This window comes from Aeromonas sp. 601027, from assembly GCF_049174455.1.
Lineage (GTDB): Bacteria > Pseudomonadota > Gammaproteobacteria > Enterobacterales > Aeromonadaceae > Aeromonas > Aeromonas veronii_A.
Genome location: NZ_JAAKTN010000013.1, coordinates 37517 through 63772, shown reverse-complemented (window position 1 = coordinate 63772; position 26256 = coordinate 37517). Strand labels below are relative to the sequence as shown.

Sequence of the window (26256 nt, the reverse complement as noted above, 5' to 3'; positions counted from 1 at the left end):
GATATAGGTGGCGGCGCTTGGTGTAAGCCTGCGCTTTGGCTAGAATAGCCCGTCATTTCCATTACTAACGGCTATTCATGCAACAAGAAACCTCACAAGAGAGCTGGCCAGTATTCAAACGCCTGCTCGGTTATGTCCGTGATCGCAAGCTGGGCCTGGTCGGTGGCATCATAGGGATGCTGGGCTACGCCGCCGTGGATACCACCTTTGTCTACTCCATCAAGCCGCTGATCGATCAGGGCATTAATGGCAACGACAGCACCGTTTTGAAATGGATGCCTTTCTTCGTCCTCGGCATCGTGGCCCTGCGCGGTGTCGCCAACTTTCTCTCCAACTACTGCATGGCCTGGGTCGGCAACCACGTCGTGATGCGTCTGCAACAGCAGGTGTTCAATCACATGGTGGCGATGCCGATGAGCTTCTTTGACCGTCAGAACACCGGTCATCTGCTCTCCAAGGTGACCTATGACGCCAGTCAGGTATCCTCGGCGGCGAGCACCACGCTGGTGACCCTGGTGCGGGAAGGGGCGACCGTGGTCGGCCTGCTCGGCCTGATGTTCTGGCACTCCTGGCAGCTGTCAGTGATCTTTTTGGTGGTTGGCCCGCTGGTGGGCATCATCATCGGCCTTATCAGCCGCCGTTTCCGCCAGATCAGCCGTCACATCCAGCAGGCGGTAGGGGATATCACCACCTCCACCGAGCAGATGCTCAAAGGGCACAAAGAGGTGCTGATGTTTGGTGGCCAGAAGGTGGAAGAGAAACGCTTCTTCCAGGTCAGCAACAACATGCGCCAGCAAACCATGAAGATGGTCGCTGCCGATGCCATCGGCAGCCCGGTGGTGCAGATGGTTGCCTCCATCGCGCTGGCTGCCTTCCTCTATGTAGCTACCATCGACAGTGTGCGCAGCGAGCTGACTGCCGGTACGTTTACCGTCATGATCACCTCCATGATGATGCTGCTCAAGCCGCTGAAAAGCCTGACCGACGTCAACAACCAGTTCCAGCGGGCCATCACTGCCTGCCACAGCCTGTTTGGCCTGCTCGACAGCGAGCCGGAGCAGGATACCGGCACCCGCACTCTGGAGCGCGCCCGTGGCGAGATCGAGTTTCGCAACGTCACCTTCACCTACCCGACCAAGGACACCCCGGCGCTGCACAACGTCAGCTTCAAGGTGGAGGCGGGTAAGTCGGTGGCGCTGGTGGGCCGTTCCGGCTCTGGCAAGAGTACCATTGCCAGCCTGCTGACCCGCTTCTACGACATCGATCAGGGCGAGATCCTGCTGGACGGCATCAACATCCGCGAATACAAGTTGAGCGAGCTGCGCAAGCAGTACGCGTTGGTCTCCCAGCATGTCCACCTGTTCAACGACTCGGTGGCCAACAACATCGCCTACGCGGCAGAAGACAAATACAGCCGCGACCAGATCGTGCAGGCCGCCCGTATCGCTCATGCCGACGAGTTCGTCAGCAAGATGAGCAACGGGTATGACACTGTGGTTGGCGAGAACGGTGCATCCCTCTCCGGTGGTCAGCGCCAGCGTGTGGCCATCGCCCGCGCCCTGCTGCGCGATGCGCCGGTTCTGCTGCTGGATGAGGCCACCTCGGCCCTCGATACCGAGTCCGAGCGCCACATTCAGGCGGCTATCGACGAGCTTTGCAAGGCGCGTACCTCGCTGGTGATCGCCCACCGTCTCTCCACCATCGAGAAGGCGGACGAGATCCTGGTGATCGACGAAGGCCATATCGTCGAGCGCGGGAACCACGCAGCACTGATGGAGCAGCGCGGCACCTATGCCCAACTGCGCGCCATTCAGTTTGGCAACGCGGGAAGCAAGGCCTGATGCTGGAACGGCTCTGGTATCGCAAAAGTGGCTGGCGCTGGTTGCTGGCCCCCTTTGCCCTGCTGTTCGCCGTTATCAGCGGCAGCCGCCGCTACGCCTATCGTCATGGCTGGCGCAGGGGGTATCGCGCCTCCTTGCCGGTCATTGTGGTGGGCAATATTTCGGTGGGCGGCAACGGCAAGACGCCAGTGGTGGTCTGGCTGGTGGAGCAGTTGCAAGCCCGCGGCTATCGCCCCGGGGTGGTGAGCCGTGGTTATGGTGGCAAGGCGCCCCATTACCCCTATCGGTTGGATGAAACCAGCACCACGGCGCAAGCAGGTGATGAGCCTGTGCTGATTGCCCGGCGCTGCGGCTGTCCGGTGGTGGTTGCCCCGAAACGGGCCGACGCGGTACGACTGCTGGAGCAGAGCGGTGAGGTGGATATCATCATCACCGACGATGGTCTGCAGCACTATGCGTTGGCCCGCGACATCGAGCTGGTGGTGGTGGACGGAGCGCGCCGTTTCGGCAATGCCTGCCTGCTGCCCATGGGGCCGCTGCGCGAGCCGGTCACTCGTCTCAAACGGGTGGACGCCATCATCTGCAACGGCGGCGAGCCGGGCAAGGGGGAGTACCCCATGCAACTGGTCGCCGACACCCCGCGCCGGGTGCGCGACGATGCACCGCTTGCTGCCCCCTTGTCGGGGCCGGTCGATGCGTTGGCGGGGATCGGTCATCCGCCCCGCTTCTTTGCCACCCTCGAAGGGCTCGGCTATCAGCTGGATCAGCAGGCCGCCTACGGCGATCATCACCCCTTCGATCGGGATGAGCTGGTGGGCCGCTTTGCCAGCAAGCCGCTGCTGATGACCGAGAAGGATGCGGTCAAGTGTCGTCCGTTTGCCCCCGATAACTGGTGGTATCTGCCGGTCAGGGCCGAGTTGCCCGCCTCCCTGCTCGATGCCCTGCTGCACAAGCTGGGGACGAAGGGGAAGGGCGCGGCCAGGGCGCAAGATTAATCGCTCTCGCCTCGGCGGGGGAGCAGGGGCTTGATATGCCCCGTATGGAATATCTGGTTGCTCGACATCCATCGCTGGCGTGATGAAGCCGCCAGCGCGACATCGTTGAAGGAGTATCGTTTTGGCTTTGGACATCAAGTTGCTCGACATCATCGCCTGCCCGGTCTGCAAGGGTAAGCTGCACTACAACAAAGCAGTCCATGAGCTGGTCTGCCGCTTTGACAAGCTGGCCTATCCGCTGGAAGAGGGGATCCCGGTACTACTGGAGAACCGTGCCCGTCCGCTCAATAGCGATGAGTTGCCGTCATGAGTTTCGTCGTCGTCATTCCGGCCCGCTATGCGTCAACCCGCCTGCCGGGCAAGCCGCTGGCGGATATTCATGGCAAACCCATGGTGCAACACGTGGTGGAAAAAGCCCTGCAATCGGGGGCCGATCGGGTGATCGTTGCCACCGATGACGAGCGGGTACAGCAGGCGCTGCAGAGCACCGGCGTCGAGGTGTGCATGACCTCACCGGATCACCAGTCCGGCACCGAGCGTCTGGCCGAGGTGTGCCGTCACTACGGCTTTGCCGCCGATACCATCATCGTCAACGTGCAGGGGGATGAGCCGCTCATTCCGCCCGCCATCATTCGTCAGGTGGCGGACAATCTGGCCGCCGCCACGGCGCCTATGGCGACCCTGTCTGTGCCGATCAAGGATGCCGAAGAGGCGTTCAACCCGAACGCAGTGAAAGTGGTGACTGACAAGGATGGCTACGCCCTCTACTTCAGTCGCGCCAGCATTCCCTGGGATCGGGATCGCTTTGCCAAGAGCCATGAGCAGATTGGTGACCACTACCAGCGTCATATCGGCATCTATGCCTATCGCGCCGGCTTTATCCAGCGTTACGTAGACTGGGCACCGAGCGTGCTGGAGCAGGTCGAGGCGCTGGAGCAGTTGCGGGTGCTCTGGTACGGGGAGAAGATCCACGTCGCCCAGGCCCTTGAAGCGCCACCGGTCGGGGTGGATACCCAGGCCGATCTTGAGAAGGTGCGCGCCTTTTTGGCCAAGTGATGGCCACAGCACTAACGTCATGAAAAACGGTGTCGCAAGGCACCGTTTTTTGTTTTGAAAATTTATATAATTATTTGATTTTAAACGCTAAACATGGGTTTTCTCAAACTTTTGGCGTGCATGGTTTGCCAAAGCGACGAGTTTGGTTATGATGCAAGACGCCCTGTTAACCCTAACCGGGCGGCTAAAACGAGATAAAACGGGGTGTTTGGGTGATAAATGTATTCCTGGTCGATGATCATGAGCTGGTGCGTACAGGGATAAGACGCATTCTTGAAGATGTGCGCGGGATCAAGGTGGTGGGTGAGGCACAGAGCGGCGAGACCGCAGTTACGTTCTGTCGCCAACACCATCCGGACGTGATCCTGATGGACATGAACATGCCGGGTATTGGTGGTCTGGAAGCGACCCGCAAAATTCTGCGGATCCGCCCCGATGTGCGCATCATAGTGCTGACCATTCATTCAGAAAATCCGTTCCCCACCAAGGTGATGCAGGCAGGCGCCGCCGGTTACCTGACCAAGGGGGCTGCTCCCGACGAGATGATCCAGGCGATCCGGTTGGTGCACTCCGGTCAGCGCTACATCTCCCCGGAGATTGCCCAGCAGATGGCCCTCAGCCAATTTGCCTCCGCTGACGAGAATCCCTTCAAGTCCCTCTCCGAGCGCGAGCTGCAGATCATGATGATGATCACCAAGGGGCAGAAGGTGACCGATATCTCCGAGCAGCTCAACCTGAGCCCGAAAACGGTCAACAGCTACCGTTATCGCCTGTTCAGCAAGCTGGGTATCAACGGTGACGTGGAACTGACCCATCTGGCCATTCGCTATGGCATGCTGGATGCCGATACCCTCTAATCGGGTGGCGTGTGGTCACAAAGGCGGCGAGTGCCGCCTTTTTGCTTTTTTGCCCCTTTGCTTTTCGGTCTGCGAGGGCAGTATGCTCTGCCCGTCAATTTTTGCCTTTGTGTGAGCCGAGTAGCTGATGACCTTCTCTCCCGAACCTCTCTTCGACAGCAAGGCGTTTCTGAGCGCCGTCACCCATCAGAGTGGCGTCTACCGCATGTATGACAGCGGTGGCACCGTGATCTATGTGGGCAAGGCCAAGGATCTGAAAAAGCGGCTCGCCTCCTACTTTCGCACCAACGTCGACAGCATCAAGACCAGCACCCTGGTGCGCCAGATCGCCGATATTCAGGTCACCGTCACCCACACCGAGACCGAGGCGCTGATCCTCGAGCACAACCTTATCAAGCAGTACCAGCCCCGTTACAACGTGCTGCTGCGGGACGACAAATCCTACCCCTGGATCATCATCACCGCGCACCAGCATCCGCGCATCGGCGTCCATCGCGGCGCCCGCAAGGTGAAGGGGGAGTACTTCGGCCCATACCCCTCTGGCGGTGCGGTGCGCGAGAGTTTGCATCTGATGCAGAAGATTTTTCCGGTGCGCCAGTGCGAGGATGCGGTCTATGCCAACCGCACCCGTCCCTGTCTGCTCTATCAGCTCAAGCGTTGCGCTGGCCCTTGCGTACCCGGGTTGGTGAGCGAGGCCGAATATGCCCAGCAGGTGGAGCTTGCCAAACTGTTTCTGGCGGGCAAGAACCAGCAGGTGATTGGCGAGCTGGTGGGCAAGATGGAGTCTGCCAGCGGCGATCTGCGCTTTGAAGAGGCGGCCCGCTACCGGGATCAGATCCTGGCGCTGCGCCGGGTCACCGAACAGCAGTCGGTGAGCGGCAACGTACTGGACGAGCTGGATGTGGTGGGGGTCGCCTTCCAGCAAGGTGCTGCTTGCATCCACGTGCTCTTTATCCGTCAGGGCAAGGTGCTCGGCTCACGCAGCTACTTCCCGAAAGTGCCGGCTGACACCCCGCTCGACGAGGTGGTGCAATCCTTCCTGCTGCAGTTCTATCTGTCGGGGCAGGGGGGGCGGCAGATCCCGAGCGAGGTGCTGCTCGATGTGGCCCTTGAGGACGAGAGCGTCATCGCCGAGACTCTGAGCCAGACCGCAGGCTACAAGGTGCGGGTGGTGAGCCGTACCCGCGCCGAACGGGCCCGCTTTATCAAGCTCGCCTCCATCAACGCCGAGACGGCGCTGCGCTCGCGGCTGGCTCACAAGAGCACCATCACCGCCCGCTACGACCAGCTGGAAGAGCTGCTGGAGCTGGAGCGTCCCATCGCCCGCATGGAGTGTTTCGATATCTCCCACACCATGGGGGAGCGCACCGTGGCCTCTTGCGTGGTGTTCAACCGGGAGGGGCCGCTCTCATCGGAATATCGTCGTTTCAACATCGACGGCATCACCGGTGGTGATGACTACGCGGCCATGGAGCAGGCGCTGGAGCGCCGCTTTGGCAAGCAGCAGGAGCCGGACAAGGTGCCTGATGTGCTGTTTATTGACGGTGGCCTCGGTCAGTTGCGTCGCGCCGAAGAGATCCTGGCCCGTCAGCTGGAGTTTCTCGGCGGTAAATATCCGCTGCTGGTGGGGATTGCCAAGGGGGTCACCCGCAAGGCGGGGTTGGAAACTCTCATCATGGGGGAGAGCCACGAAGAGCTGCATTTGCCGGCAGATATGCCCGCTTTGCACCTTATTCAGCATATTCGCGATGAATCCCACCGTTTTGCCATTACCGGCCACCGTGCCAGACGGGCCAAGGCCCGCACCAGCAGCACGCTGGAGGATATTCCGGGGGTGGGGCCAAAGCGGCGGCAGGCGCTGCTCAAATATCTGGGCGGCCTGCAGGAGGTTAAAAAGGCGAGCGTGGATGAACTGGCCAAGGTACCCGGCATCAGTCAGGAGCTGGCCCAGACCATCCACGATGGCTTGCACAGCGCCTGAGCAGGGTTAGCAGCATGGCAAAATCGCTAACTCCTTGATGCACAAGAGCCGTGACGCGGGGGGGCCGTAAATGCCATAATGGCCCTCGGATTTTGAGAAGATTGATGGATTAAAAAGACCAAGACGGGCGCCAGTGCGGTTGCATCGCAAATCGGCTTTGGCGCACTATGTAGCGACGTACAAGAAGTGGCTGAAAATAATGACAAATATACCTAACCTGTTGACGTTTTTCCGGATTTTGCTCATTCCCGTCTTCGTCATCCTGTTCTATCTGCCTTATCAATGGTCCTATCTGGCTGCCGCCATCATCTTTATTCTGGCCGCTGCCACCGACTGGTTTGATGGCTATCTGGCTCGCAAGCTCAATCAGTCCACCGCCTTTGGCGCCTTCCTTGACCCGGTTGCCGACAAGATCATGGTCGCCGCCGCACTGGTGGTTATCGTCGAACACTACAACACCATCTGGGTGACCATCCCCGCCATGACCATGATTGGCCGCGAGATCATCATCTCCGCCCTGCGTGAGTGGATGGCCGAGCTCGGCAAACGCTCCTCGGTGGCGGTCAGCTGGATTGGCAAGTGGAAGACCATGATCCAGATGGTGTCGCTCACCGGTCTGATTTGGCAATATAACGTCTGGATGGTATGGCTCGCCTATGTGATGCTCTATGTCGCTACAGTGCTCACCTTCTGGTCGATGTTCCAGTACATGAAGGCAGCCTGGGGCGATCTGACCCACCACGCCAACCTGTGAGTCACCTGCGCCGCAAGGTGAGGTTTCCGCTGATTTGAGGCAGGAAACGGCCAAAGGCGCTAAAACTGTTCAAAAAGGGCAAAAAACGCCCGAACGATCAGGTAATTAAATATTTCTGGTTGACTGGGCGAGGAACATCGCTAGAATGCGTCATCGTAGTCAGGCAGTCAGCCAGACCAATGCGGGAATAGCTCAGTTGGTAGAGCACGACCTTGCCAAGGTCGGGGTCGCGAGTTCGAGTCTCGTTTCCCGCTCCAAATTCAGACAATAGAGAACCAACTCTCTTTTGCATGGCGCGTTAGCAAAGCGGTTATGCAGCGGATTGCAAATCCGTTTAGTCCGGTTCGACTCCGGAACGTGCCTCCATATTGACAAGCCCGCCACGCGAGCTTGATACCGATTGCGGTGCCCGAGTGGTGAAATCGGTAGACACAAGGGATTTAAAATCCCTCGACGTTCGCGTCGTGCCGGTTCGATTCCGGCCTCGGGCACCATTAAAATCAAAGAGTTACGAAAGGCCGCTAGCAATAGCGGCCTTTTTGTTTTGCCTAAATGGCGACAAAGTGGCGACAGCGATTGTGCTGAGTCCACAGCTTCATAACAACAAAGCCTGCTGAAGGCAGGCTTTTATCGGGTCTGTATATAGCCGAGGAATTTACCGCGTGGGTTAGGGTATGGCCGCTTACTTCCACCACTCCTTGCTTGGTAAGTTATTCCATTCTCCAACCGGGTATTCATGGCCATGAAAGCGCAGTGTTGTGCTCAATGTTCTCTGACTGGTGGTCTGAGAGGCTCCGTCCTGCTCTACGGTCCCTGTTTTCGCTTTGGTTACTACTCTCAGATCATTTAGCCCGTTAGATATCCCTGACAGGACTTGGAGGAAAGCCCTCATCACTTTGGTCTGCTGCGCTTGCGATGCTCCCTCGTTCTGTTTTTATGATTATCTGGTTCGTAGGAGAGTAATTAACCGTGAGTGCATGCAACAGTGCCGTTAGTTGCGCCGTTTGTTCAAAGAGAGCCGGGATTCCGCAGGCAGTCGCGCCTTGATGTCGATGATGCGAACGCTGGGGTATCAGATTGGCCGATTCAAAGTCCGTAACCTGATGAAGGAATCCGGGTTGGCATCCAAACAGCCGGGCGCACACCGTTATAAGGTGCCCGGTCTGCACGACCGGATATTCCCGATCTGCTGGCCCGCAAATTTGATGTCCAGCAACTCAATCAGGTGTGGCTATATCACCTAGGTTTGGGCAGGGGCTAGTTGGCATTATCTGGCTGTGATGCTCGACCTGCATACCCAGCGAGTTGTGGGCTGGACGATCTCTGGTAAGCCTGATGTAGATCTGGCCATCAAAGCTCTGGAGATGCCCTATCAGCAGCGGGCTTGTCAATCAGGGTGTGCTGTTTCACTCCGACCAGGGCAGCCAATAGGGCAGTCGGGCATTTCGGCAACGACAGTGGCGCTATCGCATGGCCTGGAGCATGAGTCATGGTGGTAACTGCTGGGATAACGTCCCGATGGAGTTGCTGTTCAGAAGCTTGAAGTCACAGTGGCTCCCAGCAACGGGATACCTGAACCTGCGGGAAGCGAAGCTGGATATCAGCTATTACCTGATGGATTGCTAGGCGTTGTTGCCCAAATCGATGCAGCTTGAATGGAACTAGCTGAGGACTCGGTGATCTGCTCATCACCATCCTCTTCAAGTTTGCATCATGGGCATTTCGCTGCACCCCATCACCAACTGGCCTAAATACAACAAGTCTTTGATTCACCGTTGTTCACCCACCTTCTGGGTTGATGCCGAGGCCATGAGCAACTGGTTTCACCACGACTATCACGGACGGCAAGGCCGCAGCCAGTTCTACACCAACCAGACCATCTGTACCTTCCTGATGCTCAAGGGAATTTTCAACTTCACCCCGCGGGCCACTCGGGGACTACTCGACTCCCTGCTCGAGTTGAGGAATCTGGCGTTGTGCGCACCGGACTATAGCTGTGTCTGCAAGCGAGCCCGTATGGTGAAAGTGGCTTATCGCTCCCCCCAAGGGGACGCGTTACCGACTTGGTTATCGACTCAACCGGGCTGAAGGTGTTTGGTGAAGGTGAGTGAAAGGTCAGCAAACACTGCGCCGAAAAACGGCGAGTGTGGCGCAAGTTGCATCTGGCGGTAGATCCGGTGAGCCACGATATCGTGGCGGCGGAAGTCTCGCTGGGACATGTTTATGCGGATGGCGCCGACGACAGTAAAGCCAGCCATCAGCTTATCTAGCGCACAGGGGGCGACAGCCTGTATCCTGACTAGCGAAAGCACGGCGTTATGGAAAAGGGACACCCGAGAAATGATGCTGTGTTGTGATGCGCAAGGAAGGGCTAGCGGACTGGAAGAAGATATCGGGGTATCACCGTCGCTCGCTGGCCGAGACGGTGATGTATCGGTTCAAGCAGTTGTTGGCGGGGAAAATCAGTCTGCGTAACTAAACGGCCAAGTGGGAGAAGTCATGGCGTATGTAAGCGCCATAAACAAACTCAATACCCTGGGTCTACCTGTCAGAAAACCCCGAGTGTTGCGGTCACCAGGGGCTGGGGAAGTCATGACTTGCTGGGGGATTTGGGCAACAACGCCGATTACTACAACTGGCGGCATCCACATCAACACAATTACGGGGTCACGCCAGCAAAAGCCGAGGATCCGCCTAATCAAGAGTCCGGATTTAGTTGACCACTACAGACTGTGCTTGAGTTCATGTTACAATTTGTCAATCTTTCACTATCTACGTCAACCATATGCAAAACCAGAAAAGCAATAGGATTGATTTCGCAAACACTCTAAGAGGCTTTGCTGCATTAGCTGTAGTTATTTCACATTACTATGGCGTTTTTTGGTCAAGCCGTGCAGCTGTAGAGGTGTTAACAAATGCGCCAATGCTTCCCTTTGAAACGCATGCAATTCCTATTTATGTTTCATTATTAAACGCCTTTTCATTATTTAATTGGGGGGCATATGGTGTAGCATTATTTTTTATCATTAGTGGCTTCGTAATTCCATTTTCTTTGCAAAAAACAAGTTGGTTTGGTTTTACTATCAATCGAATGCTGCGAATTGTGCCAACATATATTGTAGGTTTTAGTATTACGTTGGTTGCCATTTTAATTAGCTCGCATTATTTTTCAAGGGAGTGGCCATTCACTACTCAAGAGGTATTGATTCATTACATACCTGGTATTAGAGATGTCTTATGGTCAAGAGGTATTGATGGAATAGTGTGGACGCTAGAGATAGAAATGAAGTTTTATTTTGTCTGTGCGTTATTGATTGTGCTATTTCGAAAGCAATCAACCATGGTTTTTTTAGCCCCGATATTTATCTTCATAGCATCGATTGTTATTAATAAGTATATTCCCGGTTGGGGTAATACGGATGCAAGGTTGTGGCAATTGGCAATGACCTTTATGACAGTGTCGCAATATATTATATATATGTTCATTGGGGTGGTGTTTCACTATGTCCAACGTGGTCGTATTGAAAGAGACAAAGCATATCTTTTAATTGGAGTGATTTTTTGCCTTTTCTGTTTGCAATGGTATATTGGCCCCGCAGCTGCCGGAATAACGGTAGCATGGAGCTATGCATTTGCATTGCTGACCTTCATTTTTGCATTTACGTATCAGGATTTTTTCAGGTCAAACAAGTTCTTCGATTTCCTGGCAGATATAAGCTACCCACTTTATGTGATACATGGTGTCGCTGGCTATGTAGCGCTTAGAATCTTACTCGATCTTGGCATGAAAGCTTGGGTTTCACTGTTGATTGTGACTGGTGGGTGCATATTTTTATCTTGGGTTTTACATAAGCTAGTGGAAAAGCCATCCCAACGAGTTGGTAAAAAATTGGCTGGCTACTTTATTATCAAAAAAAATGACTGTAGAGTTAATAATGAAGTGGCCGTTAGTCATTTAAATTAAGTCTATTAAGCTGCTGTACAGATCTAGTTATCACCTGACACCGGCCTCAAGCCGGTGTCTTGTTTACGCTACTTTAGAGCGCACTTCCTTCGGTATCAATTTCAGACCCTTCTTGAACATGCTGTAGGGCGTCAGTCCCTCCATCATCCTGCCCTGATGCGGCCGCTGGGTGTTGTAGTGCGCCAGGTAGCTACCCAGGTCTGTCTGCATCTGCTCTACCGACTCATACCAGGTCGTCCTCCCCTTGATACGGAAGTGTTCATCCAGCAGTGTGCGATGCAGCCGTTCGATAAAGCCGTTGCTCTGCGGCCTGCGTACCTTGGTTGTCCGGTGCTCAATCCCCTCCAGTTGCAGGAACAGCTCGTAGGGATGATGGTCTGGGCGCCCACAGAACTCGCGCCCGTTATCCGACAGGATGGTATAGACCCGTGCCTCGTGGGCCTCGAAAAACGACTGTACCGTTTCATTGAGCACATAGACCGAGGTCACCGGCAGCTTGCTGGTGTAGAGCCGTCCCCAGGCGTGGCGGCTGTAGCAGTCCAGCACGGTTTGCAGATACACCTGCCAACCCCTTGGATCGCGCCGACGAAGAAGGTGCCGACAGCCACCAGTTCTCCGGTGTAGTGGACCTCAATCTGACGTTCTCGAAACTCTGGGCTGAGACGCTCGAACAGGCGAAGTTACTCGTCATTGAGCTCTTTGGCGAGCTCTGGCAGGCTGAGTTTTTCTCGTTGCAGGTCTACGGTGACTCCAGATAACACAGTAGGGGGCTCTGTTTTGTTATCCGGTTTGAAGCCATATGACCACTCCCTTTTGTGGACAACTGTCAGGTAATACCAACTCCATACAGCCAGGGAGTGGCACCAGAGTCGGCTAGCCATGCACCAGCGCGGCGGCGGCCACCTTGTGACGGGCAATAAGCTGCTCGATATCCAGCCCCTCGATGGCACCATCCACCACCCGCCACTTGCCGCCCACCATCACCCGATCGGCGCGCTCGGCGCCGCACAAGATCAGGGCCGCGACGGGGTCGTGACTGCCGCTAAAGCGCAGATCATCGAGCTTGAACAGCGCCAGATCCGCCTGCTTGCCGGGCAGCAGCTCACCGAGATCGCCGCGCCCGAGCAGCCTTGCCGAGCCTACGGTCGCCCACTCCAGCACCTTGCGCGGAGTGATGCGCTCGGCGCCGTAGCGCAGCCGCTGCAGATAGAGCGCCTGACGGGCCTCCTGCATCAGGTTCGAGGCATCGTTGGAGGCCGAGCCATCCACCCCTAGCCCCACCGGCGCACCGGCCGCCTCCAGATCCAGGGTCGGGCAGATGCCGGAGGCGAGCCGCATATTGGAGACCGGACAGTGGCACACCCCGGTGCCCGCCGCCCCCAGCCGCGCAATCTCGTCCGGATTGAAGTGGATGCCGTGGGCCAGCCAGGTGCGATCGCCAAGCCAGCCCACCTTTTCGAGATAATCGACGGTGCGCAGGCCAAAGCGTGCAAGGCAGAACGCCTCCTCATCCAGCGTCTCCGCCAGATGGGTGTGCAGCCGCACATCGAGCTCGGCCGCGAGTCTGGCGCTCTCCACCATGATCTCCTCGGTCACCGAGAAGGGGGAGCAAGGGGCCAGCGCAATCTGGATCTGCGCCCCGGCGCCGCGCTCGTGATACTGGCGCACCACCCGCAGACTGTCATCGAGGATCTGCTGCTGCCCCTGCACCGTGTGGCGCGGCGGCAAGCCCCCCTCATCTTCGCCAAGGCTCATGGAGCCACGGGTCAGCATGGCGCGCATCCCCAGCTCACGCACCGCCGCCACCTGAATATCGATGGACTCCTCCATCCCGCGCGGGAAGAGGTAGTGGTGATCGGCCGCCGTGGTGCAACCCGAGAGCAGCAGCTCCGCCATCGCCACCTTGCTCGCCAGCGCCAGAGCGTCGGGCGTCAATCTGGCCCAGACCGGATAGAGAGTCTTGAGCCAAGGGAAGAGCGGCTGATTGACCACCGGCCCCCAGGCGCGGGTCAGGGTCTGGTAGAAGTGGTGGTGGGTATTGATAAGGCCAGGCAGCACCACATGGTCGCGAGCATCGAACAGCTGTTCGCACGGTCGGGCAGGCTGTTGGCCTGCCGCCAGCACCTCGCTTATCAGACCGTTTTCAATCACCAGCCCGCCGCGGCCATCGACCGTTTCGGGGGTAAAGGTGGCAAGGGGGTTTTTAATCCAGATACGGGTAGCGGACATGGCCGACTCCTCCATCAGTGACACATAGGGGTGAGCCAGCTCAGTTATACCCTGTCTGCTGATCCAGAGGCGGCGGTCAGCGACCGCGGCCAACCCAGTCTAGGCATACGGCGCAAAAAGTCTGTGATCGCCGTTTTGAATCAAGGTGATAGCAACGGATTGCCCAAGGCGACCAACCGCACAAGGCTTACCCTGCAATTAATCAATCAGTAATTAACAAAAGCTTGTGCCAGCGCAAAAAAACCTCTGGTTTCTGATAGTTGCGTGATGGCCACCATAGTTAAGCGCTCAATGAATCCGTAAGATATTTGGCGGCGCCTGTTGGCCCCTTTTCCCAAACCAAGGTCAACGGCGCAATGTGGCAGCGACAGTCAGGGGCGGTAGCGTCTTTCACGGAGACCAGCCGGTCTCCCGCCCCTGCGCTAGGGTAACCGTCCCCTCTCCCCCTGCGGGAGAGGGCCAGGGTGAGGGGTCACTAGCCTGATGGGCATGGCTTCGCCAGCAGGGTCGGTAGGGTCGATTAGCGAAGCGTAATCGTCCGCGGTAACTCTCTCCTTGCGGGAGAGGGCCAGGGTGAGGGGTCACTAACCCCGTTGGCATGACTTCGCCAGCAGGGTCGGTAGGGTCGATTAGCGCAGCGCAGCGTACCGCACCCCTTGCAGGTGAAGCCCATGGCGCAATCCGCCAAGCCTGTTGCCGCAAGCAAACACGCGTCGAATTGAGGTGCAATTCACTTCGTTCATTGCACCCTACGGTATGGGAAAAACAGGCTCACCCCGGCGAACAACAGGGGGCAACAGCCAACCCGCAACGCCGAGGCCGATTAACAGGCGTAGGGTGCAACAAGCGCAGCGCATTGCACCGCGGTAACACTCCCCAGCCTATTCGGGGCAAAGATCGGGCGGGTTGTTATCTCACAGCCAACCCCTTGCCCACCCCATGGCGAGATCAGATTGTCGCACCTATGCAACAAGCGCCATCGGCATGGTTGCATAGGTGAAAAAATAATGATGAATACAATGACAAGCAGCAGATATCCCTATCGGGAAACGGTTTTATATTGAAGGCCCGATAGTGAGTACTTCACCGTAATAACACCTTATTTCTCGAACGTCCGATTACGCTTCGCTAATCTAACCGACGCCCCTAACGTTTTTTGAAACAAAATTATCACCGAGTATTAAACTATGACAAAGAAAGCAACTCAAACTACAGAAAAAAAAGATACTCCTCCAACCATTGATAATTACAAATATAAAGGTGATCTTGAGTCATCATTTGCTCTTGCGATAAAAAATTTCGTGAAATATGGCGACACAGATATTTTCCCATTTCCATATGAAACAAGAATGTTTTCTGATGCTTTCGTAGATGTATTGAATTCTGTTACTGAAACACATTCGTCATTCGTTGAACGATTAACTGAATGCCCTCCCATAAATATAAGCACATGCTCAACTGTAGGTTACAATGGATATAGATGGGCAACACAAATCGATCCATACTGGAATATTTACTTCCTAGGTTTAGTCTTATCTATAGGGAAAAGAATTGAATCATCACGCGTCAGCAGTGATATTGTATATTCATATAGATTCAAGCCGAACTTTGAAACAGGTTCACTATTTGACCATGATATAAACTGGCGAAAATTTCAAAGTGACAGTTTATCTCTTGCACAACAAGACGAGTGCATTAATTACATTGTCACTTGTGATATCGCTGATTTTTACACTCGAATATATCACCACCGCTTAGAGAACGCATTAGATAGACTAGACCCAAACAAGCAGACATCATCAAAAATTAAAAAATTAATCCAGAACTTTTCTGGTACAAATTCTTATGGTTTGCCTGTTGGTGGTCCTGCATCAAGAATTTTAGCTGAATTATCCTTAGACTCTCTTGATCATATCCTCCAGATACATAACATAAAGTTTAAGAGATATGTTGATGATTTTGTGATATTTTGTGGGACCAAAGAACAGGCACATTCAGTCTTAACTTTTATTAGCAGAAAACTCATGGAGAATGAAGGTCTGACGTTGCAAAAACACAAAACAAATATCCTTACAAAAGATGAGTTTGTATCACTAACACAATCAAAATTACATGGTCTAGATGAAGATGAGGGCTCACCTATAAAAGCAAAATTTATGAGTCTACCAATTAGGTTTGACCCATATTCTCCAAATGCTATTGAACAATATGAAGAAATAAAAGAGTCTTTGCAGGATTTTGACTTACTTGGCATGCTTAGTGATGAGCTGCAAAAATCAAAAATAAACCAACCCTTTAGCAGGCAACTGATCAAAGCTTTCTCTGCCACTGATGACATCGTACTAGCCAGCGCTTTTAAAATAATATTCAATAGTATTTCTGATTTATACCCAATATTTAACTCAATCATCCAAGTTGCAATTAGCAATTGGCATAGATTCGATTCTGACACCCAAAGCTTCATTCGAAATAGAACTATAGACCTCATAAAAAGTGACTCATTCATTCTTAAAGTAGAATTAAATCTGGCATATGTAGTAAAACTATTATCGAAAGAAAATAATGTTGAAAGTCTTACAATTCTCACCGAGATTTATCAAAAAAACACTTCAAGCATTCTAATCTCTTTAATCATCACCCAAGCCATGGCAAAGTGGAACACACATTATTGGATTTCAGATCTAAGAAGATTATTCCCTACGATGAATCCATGGCAAAGAAGACTATTTATCGTTTCATCATATTTACTCGGAGATGAAGGTGATCACTGGCAAGGGCATAATAAAGATAAGTTTACTTTCATTGACAAACTTTATAAACAATGGGGCGCTAAACGTAAGATGCTACAGAATCTTGAGGATGCCCTATGATTTCTGAAACTACATTTGCCAAAAAATTCACATCATTTTGGAATGAGATTCTTCCAAATGCAAAAAACTATGTCCGATTAGTTAATGGCGGAAGAATAGTCGTGCTATATGAGCCGTTCGAACAAGCAGAAAGAAAAAGTAACATCGCATTAATTAACACCATCTACTTTAATATGTTTAGATTATGCTGTGAGAATGAACTCCAGTATAATGATTTAAACAAGTCTCTTTTCTACAAAAGTGAATTCTTCAATGAAATATTAACCGACTCTTTAAACTACATATCTAAATTCAGCTATGGCAACAAGTGTGAACTGCCATTGACAAATGGCGAGCTAACTCAGATTCGTCAGTTATTTAAGCTTATATGTCACCATATCCCATTCCAAGGTAATAAAGTTTTAATCGATCCATTATTTGATGGATGTGGTTTTATGAACAGAGCAGCAGGTGATATCCTGTTCAATAACACTCTGATTGAACTAAAATCGGGAGAAAGAAAATTCAATCTAGTTGACTTTCGACAAGTTGTAATATACCTGTGTCTCAATCACTATTCTAAATCACCAAAAAAAATCAATAACATTGAACTATTCAACCCAAGAATGGGAATTTCATATACCGAGAGTGTAGATGGGTTTTGCAAAAACATCAGTTCACTTAATAGCAGAGAGCTATTTACAGAAATACAGAAGTTCCTTACTGATAATAACTTCACTGAAGAGTTTGGGATTTGAATGAAAACAAATATTTATAACAACCATCTAAAATGGCTGTTTTAATAAATTAAAAATACAGTTCTTCACCGTTCTACGCGTGGTCGATAATGTGTAGCACGCAAGCAGTCGCCACAGCAAAGTGAAGGAACTGTTCGCATATTCTTATACTCTAAAATCGATGTGCAATAAGCCTTTATCTCACTATCAAGATAAATAACCCCTTATTTCAAGGAGTCATTTTTGAAACACCTTTATGCCCTTCTGCTGCTGGCAGTCAGTACTGTACAAGCCAGCGACGATTGCAAAGAACCGATGACGCAAGCGGCAATGAATATATGTGCCATGCAGGATTACACCAAGGCTGATGCTGAGCTCAATGCCGCCTACAAGAGGCTGGTTGCCACGCTTGATAAGGACCAACTCGTCAGGCTGAAAACAGCACAGCGCGCTTGGATCACATTTCGTGATGCACAATGTCGTTATGAGGCCGGTGTTTATGAAGGTGGATCGATCGCTCCCCTCGTGCATAGCAGTTGCCTCACCAAGCTAACCGAGCAGCGCACCAAAGATCTGATCGCACAACTGGATCAGCCATAAGTAAAAGGCTCCAACCGGTTTAGGTACGAACTTAGGGGGCTAGAAACAGACGGCTTACCGGTATTCCACCGGACAATGACGTTAGCTCCCCCTCACCCTAACCCTCTCCCGCAAGGGGAGAGGGGATCTGAGCGAAGGATGCCGAAGCTTCGGCAAACCACAAAAAAACCGCAGCCTTGAGCTGCGGTTTTTATTTCTATTCCCCAAATACGCTTCTATTCCAACCAAAACTCTATTTCCCCAACCCCTTGCACTGCTCTCCCCCTGCGGCGGGATAGGCGGTGAGCGTCTCATAGAGGGCGGCGCGCAGGCTGCCGGATTGGCAGAAATCACAGCTGCCGCCAGCGTCGATATCGGTGATGCGGGCGCCTTGCGGCCCGTCCAGTACCAGATAGGTGCTGACAAAACGGTAGGTGCCGCTGGGGGCGTCAAGCGGGGTGCCCGGTTCGCCAAAGGTGAAACGCACCTTGACCTCGCTGCGATCCCGGCTGCCGGCGATGGCGCGCGACGAGAGGATCTCCGAGCCCAGCAGGTTATCCCAGGCGTTGGGCAGGAAGGGGTTGCCCTCGACAAAGGGGGGCTTCTCGTCAGGGGCCTCGCGGGTGGCTATTTCCCGCGCCTTTGAGGCGGCATTGAGCAGGCAGAGCAGCTCGGGGGAGACGATAGTGGGCAGCGCGCCGCCAAGCTCGCTCTGATAGAGGCCACTCGGTTTGACTGCGCGCTCCCAGTCGAGAAACTGGGCCACCTTGGCCTTGGCGCGGGCACTGGCGGCTGGATCGAGTTTGCCGCTGGTGGTGGTGCCCGCATGGGCCGGGGCGATCAGGGCCGCCGCAGAGAGGGCCAGTGCCAGCAAGGGCCAGCTGGATATCTTCATGATGCCATCTTCCTTATGTTCGCTTGCATGGGCCGAGCCTTGAACAAAGCGCAGGGCCCTGAAAAAAAGAGCGCAGCCCAAGGGCTGCGCTCTGCGTCAGGTCGTCAACCGGCGGCCCTTAGGCACGGCGCCAGCTGGTCTTGCCGGCGCTGTCTTCCAGCACTATGCCCATCTCGGTGAGACGGTTGCGGGCGGCATCCGCCGCAGCCCAGTTCTTGTCGGCACGGGCCTGATTGCGCTCGGCGATCAGGCGCTCGATCTCGGCAACCTCTTCGTCCGCTTCATCACCCTTCAAGAAAGCCTCGGGGTCTTGCTGCAGGATGCCGAGCACGGCGCCCAGCTCGCGCAGACGGGCGCCCAGCGCGGCGGCAACGGCCATATCTTCCGCTTTCTGGCGGTTGATCTCGCGCACCAGATCGAACAGGGCGGAGTAGGCTTCCGGGGTGTTGAAGTCGTCGTCCATCGCGTCCTTGAAGCGCGCTACCTGCTCGTCGCCACCGGCAGCAGCGGCCGCCGGCAGATCGCGCAGGGCGGTGTACATCCGCTCCAGCGCGGCGCGGGCTTGCTTGAGGTTATCTTCCGAGTAGTTGAGCTGGCTGCGGTAGTGGCCAGACATCAGGAAGTAACGGACGGTTTCGGCGTCGTAGTGGGCCAGCACGTCGCGGATGGTGAAGAAGTTGCCAAGGGATTTGGACATCTTCTCTTTATCCACCATCACCATGCCGCTGTGCATCCAGGTGTTGACGTAGTCGCCACCGTGGGCGCAGCAGGACTGGGCAATTTCGTTCTCGTGGTGCGGGAACTGCAGATCGGAGCCGCCGCCGTGGATGTCGAAGTGGTTGCCAAGGTGCTTGGAGTTCATGGCGGAGCACTCGATGTGCCAGCCAGGACGGCCCGGGCCCCAGGGGCTTTCCCAGGTCGGCTCGCCCGGCTTCGACATCTTCCACAGCACGAAGTCCAAGGGGTTGCGCTTGGCATCAACCACGTCGACGCGGGCACCGGCTTGCAGCTGTTCCAGATCCTGGCCGGAGAGCTTGCCGTAGTCGGCGTAGGATTCGACGATAAACATCACATCGCCGTTGTCCGCCACGTAGGCGTGCTCTTTTTCCAGCAGGGATTGCACCAGCTCGATGATCTCTTCGATGTGCTGGGTGGCGCGCGGTTCGATATCCGGGCGCACCATGCCGAGGGCGTCGAAGTCGGCGTGCATGTCGCCAATCAGACGCTCGGTCAGCTCGTCGCAGGTGACGCGGGTTTCAGCGGCACGCTTGATGATCTTGTCATCCACGTCGGTGATGTTGCGCACGTAGGTGAGGTCATAACCGGCGTAACGCAGGTAGCGAGCGACCACATCAAAGGCGACGAAGGTGCGGCCGTGGCCGATATGACAGTGATCGTAGATGGTGACACCACACACATACATGCCCACCTTGCCCGGGTGGATAGGTTTGAATTCTTCTTTTTGACGAGTGAGTGTGTTGTATATCTTCAGCATCTTCTAACCACTGCCTGTGAGTAAAATGGTTGGTCATAATACCCCGTTCAGGGGCAGAAAACGAGGCAGAAAACGTGGCCAATCCCGCCTGCCAGCACGGTTACGGCGCCAGAGAGACTATGCCGCCAGCCCCTGATGGGCTAGAATTGCCACCACTTTATGCCATACACCTGCGGGCACTTCGTCGTCCGCATCAAATGAAAGGACATATCATGGTCACTCTGCACACCAATCACGGCGACATCACCCTCACCCTGAACGCTGAAAAAGCCCCGGAAACCGTGGCCAACTTCCTGCAATACTGCCGTGACGGTCACTACGACAACACCATTTTCCACCGCGTCATCGACGGCTTCATGATCCAGGGCGGCGGCTATGCCCCGGGCTTTGAAGAGAAAGACACCCGCGCCCCCATCAAGAACGAAGCGGCCAATGGTCTCTCCAACAAGATCGGCACCATCGCCATGGCCCGCACCATGGAGCCGCACTCTGCCAGCGCCCAGTTCTTCATCAACGTGAACAACAACGACTTCCTCGACTTCAAATCCGCCACCACTCAGGGCTTTGGCTACTGCGTATTCGGTGAAGTGACCGCCGGCATGGACGTGGTCAACAAGATCAAGGGCGTCAAGACCGGTAACTACGGCCGCATCCACCAGGACGTGCCGGTAGAAGACGTGGTGATCACCAAGGTGACCCTTGCTGACTGATCTCTGCCGACTCGGCACTGACAAAACTGCGGCCCCGGCCGCAGTTTTTCCATCTACCTCCCCCACTGCCAGCCCGAACTGGCGCCGCCTCGACTATCTGGCCCACGGCAACCCGCGCCAGCGCTCGGCCCATGCCCTGCTCACCGCCGGTGTGTGGGATGAGCTGGCCGCGCAGTGCGCCGATATGGCACTGGTGAGCACGCTCGCCATCGGCCTGGATCGGCCGGGCAGCGATCTCGATATTCTCTGCCAGCATCCAGATCCCGCCGAGTTTGCCGCTACTTTTGCAGAGCAAGGCTGGCAGGCGAGCGACAAAGGCGACAATGTCTGGCTGCTGGAGCGCACCTTTTCCTGCCTCGAGCAGAAGAGTATCGATAGCGATTGCTACAAGAGCGATGCCTGCTGGCTACTGGAGCTCTATGTCACCCCAGCTCCCATCGAGATGCAGAACGGCTGGCGCCACCTCACCTTGATGGCGGCCCTGCTAGAGCGTTTTGGTGATGCCTTCTACCGTGACGTGCTACGTCTGCGCCTTGAAGAGGGACTAAAAGGGGAGGCGGCCATGTGCCGGTTGCTGGGGCTGGAGGGCGATCCTTATGAAGCGCTGCTGACGCTGGAGGGATGCAATCTGGCCGAGCTGTCATGGCAGCCGCCATCCCGTGACGATATCCATACCTCAACTAGCGCGATGGCGCCCGCAGCACACGATCCGTCCCCTGTTGTGTCTACTATCTCTGCCACCCCTGTTTGCCCTGTTTCGACCGAGAGCCCGATCCCCACATCATGAGCACCCTCTTTATCAGTGACATTCACCTCTCTGCCCAGCGGCCCGATATGACCGCGGCACTGGTGCGCTTTCTCGAGCACGACGCCCCCGGCGCCGATGCCCTTTATGTGCTGGGGGATCTCTTCGAATTCTGGATTGGCGATGATGACCCCAATCCGCTCCATCAACAGATGGCCGATGCCTTTTTGGCCCTGAGCCAGCAGAACGTGCCCATCTACTTTATCCACGGCAACCGCGACTTTCTGCTGGGCCAGCAGTTTGCCAAGTGCGCGGGGATGACCCTGCTGGGTGACCCTTGCGTGATCGACCTCTATGGGGAGCGGGTAGTGCTGAGCCACGGCGATCTGCTCTGCACCCTGGATGAGGGGTATCAGAAGTTTCGTCGCATCACCCAGCTCAAGTGGCTGCGCTGGCTCTTTTTGCGGCTGCCGCTCGCCCGCCGTCAGGCCATCGCCTGCAAGATGCGCGGCCAAAGCCAGATGGAGAACGCCCACAAGAGCCAGATCATCATGGATGTGACGCCCGCGGCGGTGGACGATACCCTGCGCGCCCACGACTGCCGGATGATGATCCACGGCCACACCCACAGACCCGCCATCCACGACTTCACCCTTGATGGCCAGCCCGCCCGCCGCATCGTGCTGGGAGACTGGTTCGAGCAAGGCTCGGTGCTGATCTGCCGCCCCGGCGAGCAGCGGCTGGAGATGCGGGCGCTGGCAACGATCGACCCCGCCGCTTATCCATCCGTCTGACATCCCCCCTGTGCGGGTTGCAGGTAAAACCTGCGGCCCGGCGCCCCCCCTGTAAACCCGGTGAAGCGACGTAGAACGGCGAGTTCGGGTATGCCTATGGGCTGTTCGGCCCATCTGTACCGGTTCTGCTGCGCCAGCAAGGGCAGCAATCGACCAAAAAGCATGCAAGGTGCTGAAAATAAAGATAATTAACCATTCAATCAGCGTTGAAATAAACGAAACCGCTCATTAGACTACCGACTCCTCCCACCCGTCGTAACACAAGGAACGTATCAAACAATGAAAAAGACGGTTCTCACCCCCTTACTGGCGCTGTTGATCACAGGCTGTGGCGGCGGTGATGGCGAACAGGAAGAGACCCCTATCCGCCCCCCTGTCACCCCCAATTATTTCGAGGCATCCAGCCAGAGCAGCGCGGGCGGACAGTTGAACCCCACCAGCCTGCGGTTGGCGGCGGGTGAACAGGGGCGCTTCTCGGTACAGGCTGACAGCGGTTACCTCCTGACCGAGATAAGCGGCTGTGATGGCACCCTGGACGGCCTCACCTATACCACTGGACCCATGCGCAGCGATTGCCAGATCTCGGCCAGCTTCACGCAGGAGAGTGCCGCCGTCTATTTCAACGCCACCACCCAAGCATCTCAGGGGGGCGCACTCAGCCCCGACGCCCTGCGTCTGAACGCCGGTGAACAGGGCCGTTTCACCGTGCAGCCCGAGAGTGGCTTCGTACTGGCGCAGGTCACTGGGTGTGAGGGCACCCTGACGGGTAATACCTACACCACAGCACCCATGCGCGCTGATTGTCAGATCTCGGCCCGCTTTATCAGCGATGCCGCCAATGCGATTGCCCGGGAAGATCATACCCTTGCCAGCGAGCAATCCCTGATCGCCCATGCCCGTGCGGCGATTGCCGACAGTGAGGCGCACCGCACCGAGCTGGTTCGCAGCCTCTATCAGGGAATGGCACAGATCAGCTGGAACCCGAGCCACGACTCCATCACCTTTTCCAGCTTCCAGCCGGAGAGCACGGTGACCCTGCTCCCCTCCAACATCAATGGCAAGGGGGAGAGCGAAATCCGGGGTCTGGTGATGGTCTCCGAGCAAGCCGATTACCGTCAGGCCGCCATGGGGGCGAACCTGTTTTCCGTTGACCGCACAGCGCAGAGCGAGGCGCTGCTCAAGGGGCTGATTGGCTGGCTGACCCGGGGCAAGGATAGCGATGGCCTGCGCATCCTCACCGCCCAGATGCCAAGCCGCGCCGATAGCGTCTATTTTCCCCATAACGAAGGCGTGCGTGACTGGCTCAAGGCGATCTATCCCGACAAGCACAGCATCAACCCGGCCAATACCTGCGATTATCAGGCGCTGAGCGACTGTATCGATACCATGGCGCCGGAGCTTATCGTGATCAGCGATATCGACCGCCAGGGGCTGGGGTATCAGGGGATCGCACAGGGGATCGCCAAGGCCAAAGCGGCCGGGATCCCGCTGCTGCTCTCCAACTATCGGCGCGATGCCAGCCCGCTGCTAAGCCCCCTCTATCTCGATATGGGGCTGGTCACCTGGGGCAACTACTGGTCAAAACTCAGAGCCAGCGATCTGGCAGTGAACACCATCATGGCACCCGACGCCCAGCTGATGGCGGTCGATACCCTGCTTGGCAACCTTCTGGATCGCAACTTCACTACCCAGTGGCTCGATAGCTGCGGCGGCAACTTTATCAATTGCGGTGGCTCGGAGAGCTTCAACCAGCAGTTCAAGCTGGGTGCCGACTGGCTGAGAAATGCGGCCATCACCCTCGACAAGGCCGGGATCAGTCCCTTTGCCCGTGACGGCGTGACACTGTTGCCCGCCACCCTGCTGCTGGCCGACAAATACCGTGCCGCCATCGACTACCCGATTGCCTGGGATGAACATCAATCCTGGCAGCAGGCGATGTTTGCCGACTGGCTGGTGAGCTATGCCCGCACCCGAACCCCGGCCCAGCCCGATCTGGGGGAGTACGTCACCGATCGCAACAAGGTGGTGAAGGGACAAGCAGCTCACTACGCCTATCCCGCAACGCTCACCGACAGTCGGCGCATTGCGGTTCCCTACAGCGGGCAGTGGACCACCACCGGCTGGTATGCCCTGCCGGGACAAACCATCACCCTGAGACGCACCGATAACGCCGATGTGTCTGCTACCGTCCGACTCAACTACCACAGGCCCAACACCAATCGCGCCTATGAGCAGAAGATCTATCGAGCCCCGCTGGAGCTGACCACCGGACGACTGATCTTGGCCAAGGGGGGCAGCGTCACCTTCACCTCTCCTTATGGCGGCCCTATCTACCTCTATCTGGAAGGGGGGGCAGCATCGCTGGCCGTCCAGGTAAGCGCCACGGGCGTCACCCGTCATCCGGCCATCATGGATTTCAGTGATGAGCAGCAGATACGCGAGTTCAACGAGCGGCTGGAACAAACCGAGCTGCCCCATATCGATCTGCGGGCCGATGGCGCCGAACAGCATCTACGCCGGGATCGCTTCACCAAGGCGGTGGGTGGCGTCATCCCCGACACCAATGCCCTGCTCGACAGCATCGCCCGGGATCACATCAATGGCGTCTACACCCTGGCGGGCCTGAAAATTCAGGGCAAGGGGCTCGATGAGTCGCTGCCTGCGGATGTTAAAAACGCCTGCGTGGCACTGCTGGGGGAGGGTTGTCTCGATGAGTCGATTCATACCCGCACCATCATCCAGCATGCCAACTATGACCAGAATGCCCATTGCGGCAGTGGTTGCAGTGGCAACCCGTGGGACTCTTCCGGCAGCATCAGTCCGACCGGCTGGCTCGACAATCACGAACTTGGCCACAACCTGCAGACCAACCGGTTGAACGTGCAGTACGCTGCGGCAGGCGATGCCGACAACTGGAGTGGCTATGGCAGCCGGGCGGGGGAAAACTCCAACAACATCTTCCCTTATGTGGTGAAGTGGCGCGCCCATTATCTGAGAGATGGCAACACGGCGCCCATCAAGGATGGGCACATGAATCACAAGGATCTCTTCTATGTGTTCATGTCTGATGCGGCGCAGGTACGGGACAGGAGTGGCAACCGCGTCGTGCTCGGGGCCAACTGCCAGGTGCTCGATACCGGCGAGAGTCGCTACGAAGCCCCCTGGAAGAGCAATGCCTACGCCGTCCACAACGGCTATCGCATGGCGTTTTATATCCAGATGGCATTACGCGCCCACCGTATGCTCCTGACTGATGGCACCCGTCTGAACGATGGCTTCACTATCTTCACCCTGCTCTATCAGCATTCACGGATCTTCGGCGCGGCAGCCGACAGTGAAGCGCTGTGGAATGCCAGCAAGGATAGGCTCGGCTTTAGCTTGTTCCCCTACTCGGGGCATGCGGTCTATGGCGGCAAACGGGTGCGCGACATACCGGGCAATGACTTTATGCTGGTTGCACTCAGTCGGCTCACCGGCTGGGACTGGCGCAATCACTTCGATCTGCTCGGCCTGCGTTACTCCAGCCTCGCGGTCGCTCAGGTGCAGGCCAACCAGCGTTATGGCAGCCTGCCGATGGGGATGTATGTGCTGGAGGATAACCTGCCCCCAGCCAACATGAGCGAAGGGGTCACATTCCTGCCGCTCTCCGAAAGCGACGGATCCACCCTCTGGCCCCGCAACAGTGGCTCGCCAAGCGCCTGCCCAACACCCTGAATCCGGTCATCACGATAACTACGACAAGCGCCCGGCTGGGCGCTTGTTGTTTATCCGGCCT

General features: G+C 55.8%; 18 protein-coding genes, 3 tRNA genes and 3 pseudogenes. 20 read left to right on the top strand and 4 right to left on the bottom strand.

The features are described from left to right. The first annotated feature begins 77 nt into the window (after positions 1–77). From msbA to G5193_RS16190, 13 genes and pseudogenes are all read left to right on the top strand, one after another. On the top strand, positions 78–1841 hold the full coding sequence (gene msbA, locus G5193_RS16250; RefSeq protein ID WP_216978473.1) for a lipid A ABC transporter ATP-binding protein/permease MsbA: 1764 nt from the start codon (positions 78–80) through the stop codon (positions 1839–1841). Continuing rightward, positions 1841–2836 carry a tetraacyldisaccharide 4'-kinase gene (gene lpxK / locus G5193_RS16245; RefSeq protein WP_421206435.1) on the top strand — a complete coding sequence of 332 codons (996 nt, stop codon included), beginning with the start codon at positions 1841–1843 and terminating at the stop codon, positions 2834–2836. The genes msbA and lpxK overlap by 1 nt, the downstream gene beginning before the upstream one ends. A 121-nt stretch (positions 2837–2957) precedes the next feature. After that, positions 2958–3146 (top strand): Trm112 family protein, encoded by a 189-nt coding sequence (locus G5193_RS16240; protein WP_005347033.1) that lies wholly within the window; start codon positions 2958–2960, stop codon positions 3144–3146. Beyond that, positions 3143–3892: a 3-deoxy-manno-octulosonate cytidylyltransferase gene (kdsB, locus tag G5193_RS16235; protein ID WP_058058109.1), complete on the top strand. Its 750-nt coding sequence runs from the start codon at positions 3143–3145 to the stop codon at positions 3890–3892. Before G5193_RS16240 ends, kdsB begins: the two co-directional genes overlap by 4 nt. Positions 3893–4104: 212 nt before the next feature. Continuing rightward, a complete protein-coding gene (gene uvrY, locus G5193_RS16230; protein ID WP_005337448.1) occupies positions 4105–4749 on the top strand; it encodes a UvrY/SirA/GacA family response regulator transcription factor in 645 nt (214 codons plus the stop codon). Positions 4750–4876: 127 nt separating this feature from the next. Continuing rightward, positions 4877–6730 carry an excinuclease ABC subunit UvrC gene (gene uvrC / locus G5193_RS16225; RefSeq protein WP_421206434.1) on the top strand — a complete coding sequence of 618 codons (1854 nt, stop codon included), beginning with the start codon at positions 4877–4879 and terminating at the stop codon, positions 6728–6730. 199 nt (positions 6731–6929) lie between these two features. After that, a complete protein-coding gene (pgsA, locus tag G5193_RS16220; RefSeq protein ID WP_031227442.1) occupies positions 6930–7484 on the top strand; it encodes a CDP-diacylglycerol--glycerol-3-phosphate 3-phosphatidyltransferase in 555 nt (184 codons plus the stop codon). Between the two features lie 181 nt (positions 7485–7665). Beyond that, positions 7666–7741: transfer RNA gene (locus tag G5193_RS16215), tRNA-Gly, on the top strand. A 35-nt stretch (positions 7742–7776) separates the two neighbouring features. Beyond that, positions 7777–7850, top strand: a tRNA-Cys gene (locus G5193_RS16210). Between the two features lie 41 nt (positions 7851–7891). Next, positions 7892–7978 (top strand) — tRNA-Leu (locus G5193_RS16205). Between the two features lie 390 nt (positions 7979–8368). Then, positions 8369–9104 (top strand): annotated as a pseudogene (locus G5193_RS16200) (IS3 family transposase); the annotation flags it as partial. 93 nt (positions 9105–9197) lie between these two features. Next, positions 9198–10049, top strand: a pseudogene (locus G5193_RS16195) (IS5 family transposase); the annotation flags it as partial. Positions 10050–10269: 220 nt separating this feature from the next. Beyond that, positions 10270–11448, top strand: coding sequence for an acyltransferase family protein (locus tag G5193_RS16190; protein WP_216953306.1), 1179 nt, complete (start codon positions 10270–10272; stop codon positions 11446–11448). 63 nt (positions 11449–11511) lie between these two features. On the opposite strand, the pseudogene G5193_RS16185 reads toward G5193_RS16190, so the two are convergent. Next, positions 11512–12146, bottom strand: a pseudogene (locus G5193_RS16185) (integrase core domain-containing protein); the annotation flags it as partial. A 175-nt stretch (positions 12147–12321) separates the two neighbouring features. Beyond that, on the bottom strand, positions 12322–13677 hold the full coding sequence (locus tag G5193_RS16180) for an 8-oxoguanine deaminase (protein ID WP_421206432.1): 1356 nt from the start codon (positions 13675–13677) through the stop codon (positions 12322–12324). 1187 nt (positions 13678–14864) lie between these two features. Between G5193_RS16180 and G5193_RS16175 the strand changes: the two genes are divergently transcribed. From G5193_RS16175 to G5193_RS16165, 3 genes are all read left to right on the top strand, one after another. After that, positions 14865–16547 (top strand): RNA-directed DNA polymerase, encoded by a 1683-nt coding sequence (locus G5193_RS16175; protein WP_421206430.1) that lies wholly within the window; start codon positions 14865–14867, stop codon positions 16545–16547. After that, entirely contained in the window at positions 16544–17284 is a 741-nt protein-coding gene (locus G5193_RS16170; RefSeq protein ID WP_421206428.1) for a hypothetical protein, read from the top strand. Before G5193_RS16175 ends, G5193_RS16170 begins: the two co-directional genes overlap by 4 nt. 222 nt (positions 17285–17506) lie before the next feature. Further along, entirely contained in the window at positions 17507–17863 is a 357-nt protein-coding gene (locus G5193_RS16165) for a lysozyme inhibitor LprI family protein (protein ID WP_421206426.1), read from the top strand. 232 nt (positions 17864–18095) lie between these two features. Here G5193_RS16165 and G5193_RS16160 read toward each other — a convergent pair whose 3' ends face one another. After that, a complete protein-coding gene (locus G5193_RS16160; protein WP_421206425.1) occupies positions 18096–18737 on the bottom strand; it encodes a hypothetical protein in 642 nt (213 codons plus the stop codon). A gap of 118 nt (positions 18738–18855) precedes the next feature. Continuing rightward, complete coding sequence (gene cysS, locus G5193_RS16155) at positions 18856–20232, bottom strand: cysteine--tRNA ligase (RefSeq protein WP_421206423.1); 1377 nt, start codon at positions 20230–20232, stop codon at positions 18856–18858. Positions 20233–20444: 212 nt separating this feature from the next. On the opposite strand from cysS, the gene G5193_RS16150 reads away from it, so the two are divergent. From G5193_RS16150 to G5193_RS16135, 4 genes are all read left to right on the top strand, one after another. Next, positions 20445–20942, top strand: a complete 498-nt coding sequence (locus G5193_RS16150) for a peptidylprolyl isomerase (RefSeq protein ID WP_005337417.1) — start codon at positions 20445–20447, stop codon at positions 20940–20942. Then, positions 20932–21729, top strand: a complete 798-nt coding sequence (locus tag G5193_RS16145) for a DUF4269 domain-containing protein (protein ID WP_421206421.1) — start codon at positions 20932–20934, stop codon at positions 21727–21729. Before G5193_RS16150 ends, G5193_RS16145 begins: the two co-directional genes overlap by 11 nt. Then, a complete protein-coding gene (gene lpxH / locus G5193_RS16140; RefSeq protein WP_421206419.1) occupies positions 21726–22481 on the top strand; it encodes a UDP-2,3-diacylglucosamine diphosphatase in 756 nt (251 codons plus the stop codon). The genes G5193_RS16145 and lpxH overlap by 4 nt, the downstream gene beginning before the upstream one ends. A 279-nt stretch (positions 22482–22760) precedes the next feature. Further along, positions 22761–26195 (top strand): ImpA family metalloprotease, encoded by a 3435-nt coding sequence (locus G5193_RS16135; RefSeq protein ID WP_421206417.1) that lies wholly within the window; start codon positions 22761–22763, stop codon positions 26193–26195. The last annotated feature ends 61 nt before the right edge of the window (positions 26196–26256 follow it).